Source organism: Candidatus Methylomirabilota bacterium (assembly GCA_036005065.1).
Lineage (GTDB): Bacteria > Methylomirabilota > Methylomirabilia > Rokubacteriales > DASRDR01 > DASYQW01.
In genome coordinates, this window is record DASYQW010000304.1 from 1 (window position 1) to 3305 (window position 3305).

At 71.8% G+C, this 3305-nt stretch carries 3 protein-coding genes; all 3 read left to right on the forward strand.

Annotated features, from left to right (window positions below; genetic code table 11):
* Positions 1-234 (forward strand): hypothetical protein (locus VGW35_20990; protein ID HEV8310147.1); only part of this gene is annotated, 234 nt, incomplete at its 5' end.
* Between the two features lie 64 nt (positions 235-298).
* Positions 299-2848: a glycosyltransferase gene (locus VGW35_20995; GenBank protein ID HEV8310148.1), complete on the forward strand. Its 2550-nt coding sequence runs from the start codon at positions 299-301 to the stop codon at positions 2846-2848.
* A 43-nt stretch (positions 2849-2891) separates the two neighbouring features.
* A partial coding sequence (locus VGW35_21000) for a glycosyltransferase family 2 protein (GenBank protein HEV8310149.1) occupies positions 2892-3305 on the forward strand: 414 nt, incomplete at its 3' end.

Consider the following 3305-nt stretch of genomic DNA (forward strand, 5'->3'; position numbering starts at 1 on the left):
AACAACTCGAATCCGCCCGCGTTCGCGTCGTTCGCGGCGACGCCCCACCAGACGCCGAGCGTGCTGGCCTGGACCGTGGCGCGCGCCACCAGCATCACCATCTCGGGCGTCGGCGGAGTGGCCGCCCCGACCGGGACCGCCGACGTCGCGCCGAAGTGCACGACCAATTACGTGCTGACGGCGGATACCCTCCAGGGTTCCGTGACGGCGACGGTCCAGGGGCAAGGCTGCTAGCGATCCAACGTCGGGTGAGGGCCGAGGCCCAGGGCGCGACCGAGCGCTCGATCAGGTGATCCCCGTGTCCGATCGCACGACCCTGCCCGCGTTCTCCTTCCTCGACGACCTCTCCCAGCCGAGCGCGCTCGTGTGGGTGGTGGCGGAGCTGGCGCTGGCGCTCCGGCGGCTGGGGCGGGCGGTGTCCCTGCGGCCGGGGCCGCTGACCGACACGGTAGACGCGGAGGCGCGGCGGGAGCTGGCGGGGCTGATGGCGGCGCCGCCGGATCCGGACGGGATCCAGCTGAAGTGGGCGCACTACTGGCCGCAGCACCTGGAGCTCACGCTCTCGGGTCGGGTGAACCTGGAGCTGTTCGTGATCAACTACCGGTTCGGGCAGCCCGGGCGGCAGCCGTGGGACTACTGGCTCCAGAGCCTGCGGCAGACGCACACGCACAAGCTGGCGGTGACCGGGTTCTGCCGGGAGGTGCTGGCCCAGGTCGGGGTCCCGGCGGAGGACTGCGACGTGCTGCCGCTGGGGTACGCGCGGGAGGTGCACGAGGTCGGCCCACCGGCGGCGCCGGCGGCCGAGCGGTTCCGGTTCCTGACGGTGACGAACTCGCACGATCTTGCCCGGTACGGGACGGCGCGCCTGCTGGAGGCCTACTGGGAGGCCTTCGGCCCTCGGGACCCCGTCGTCCTCACGGTGCGGGACTACGGCGTCGGGGCCGCCGACCCCACCCTCCGGGACCTCATCCGGCGGGGCGGCGGCCGGGCCCGGGTCGAGTACCGGCCGGAGTTCACCTCCAAGCGCGCGCTGATCGAGCTCTACCGGACCTCCGACGCCTTCGTGTCGGCGCACCGGGGGGAGGGGTTCGGGATGAAGCTCCTGGACGCCCTGGCCTGCGGGCTGCCGGTGATCACGCCGCTGTTCGGGGGACCGACGGAGTACTGCACGCCGGCGACCTGCTATCCGGTGCGCTTCGCGCTTTCGCCGATGGGAGAGTGTCTGGACAGCCGGAGCCTGCGGATCACGAACGAGCCGCTGTGGGCGGAGCCGGACCGAGGGGACCTGGCGCGGCAGCTGCGGGCGGTGTACGAGGCCCCGGAGGCGGCGCGGGCGGTGGGAGCCGCCGGGCGGCGGGTGGTGCTGGAGCGCTACAGCTGGGAGGCGACGGCGCGGCGGCTCACGGAGATCGTGGAGGCGCTCGAGCGGCGGGCGGCGAGGGGAGAGGGGCTGCCGGAGGGGATGCCGGGCGGGGAGACGCCGCGCGCGACGTATCGGCTGAGCGTGCTGGTCCCGACCTACAACCGGAAGGAGACGCTGCTCAAGTGCCTGGAGGCGCTGGAGAAGCAGACGGTGGGACCGGGGACGTTCGAGGTGGTGGTGGTCGACGACGGGTCGACCGACGGGACCGAGGCGGCGCTGGCGGGGCAGACGTTCGGCTTTCCGCTGCGGTACCACCGGCAGCCGAACCAGGGGCCGGGAGCGGCCCGGAACGCGGCGATGGCGCTGGCGCAGGGGGAGGTGGTGCTGTTCATCGGGGACGACATCATCGCCGAGGAGCGGCTCCTGGAGCAGCACTTGCTGGCGCACACCCGCTACCCCGCGCCCGGCGCCGCGATTCTCGGACACATCGACTGGCCCCCGTGGCTTTCGCCGAATCCCGTGATGGAGCACGTGTGCGGCGAAGGGGGGCAGCAGTTCGCCTATCACTACCTCTCGGGGAAGACGCCCCCCGATTTCAAGTTCTTCTACACGAGCAACATCTCGCTCAAGCGGCGGTTTCTGTGGGAGGCCCTGCGGGCGGGCGTCCGGTTCGACCCGTGCTTCCGGTACGCGGCGTTCGAGGACGGCGAGTTCGCGTACCGGCTCGGGCCGCGGGGCCTGGCGATCCATTACTGGAAAGACGCCCTCGCCTACCATGACCACTGGATGGACCTGGAAAGCTTCGCCCGGCGCGAGTACCACGTGGGCCAGATGGCGGTGGTGTTCTACCGGAAGCACCCCGAGCTGGACGAGATCCTCGACGTGCGCTGGATCGCCGACTGGACGGACGCGGTCGAGACGCTCCGGGGAGAGCCGGCTGCGATCATGCGGGTGAAAGCCCTCGACGCGCACACCGACGGCCTCCTCCGCGCCCTCGAGGGGACGCTCGAGGCGATGGGAGAGCCGGCCTCGCCCGGCGTCCCGCGGGGCCCCGCGCGCGGAGGGCAGCCGGACCCGCTGCGCGCGGCGCGGCATCGGCTGCTGGCCCTCATCTTCGCCGTCGAGCGGACCCGGGGGCGGGTCGACGAGTGGTACCGTGACGTGGCCGATCGAGAGACGGTCGCGGCCGCCCAGGCGCTGCTCGGCGGGCTCCTGAAGCTCGAGTACGTGACGGCCCACTCCCGGGAGCTCGCCGAGCTCCAGAGGAAACTCTACCGCCGCTGGCTGGGCGAGGGCCGGCGCCCGCCGCTGGCACCCGGTGTCTCCCGGGCGCCGCGTCTCCGGGTGATCCTGGGGGCGCGGCTCTTCGGTCTCGCGCGGGAGGCGGACCGCGCGCTCCAGCGGACGCTGCGCGAGCCCAGGCACGTCGGCTGGCTCCTGCGCTATCGACGCCTGCGCCGGCTCGTGAAGCGGCTCACCTTCTGACGTATGATGAGATCCGCGGCGGCGCGGAGGTGAGCCAGACCCGATGAGCGCGAGCGGCCGAGGCCCCATCGACGTCTCGATCATCATCCCGGTCTTCAACAAGCTCGCCTTCACCCGCCAGTGTCTCGACCGGATCTGGCGGTACACCTCGGCCGCCCGGCCGTACGAGATCATCGTCGTCGACAACGGATCGACCGACGGGACCGCCGCCTACTTCGGCCAGCCCGCCGGCCTGGCGGGGCCCGTCCGCTATCAGCGAAATCCGACGAACCTCGGCTTCGCCAAGGCGAACAACATCGGGGCGCACCAGGCCACCGGAACCTATCTCCTGTTCCTCAACAACGACACCCTGCCCCAGCCCGGCTGGCTCGAGGAGATGGTGAAGCTCGCCGAGTCGGACGAGGCCATCGGGATCGTCGGGATCAAGCAGCTCTTCCCCTACACCAACTCGATCCAC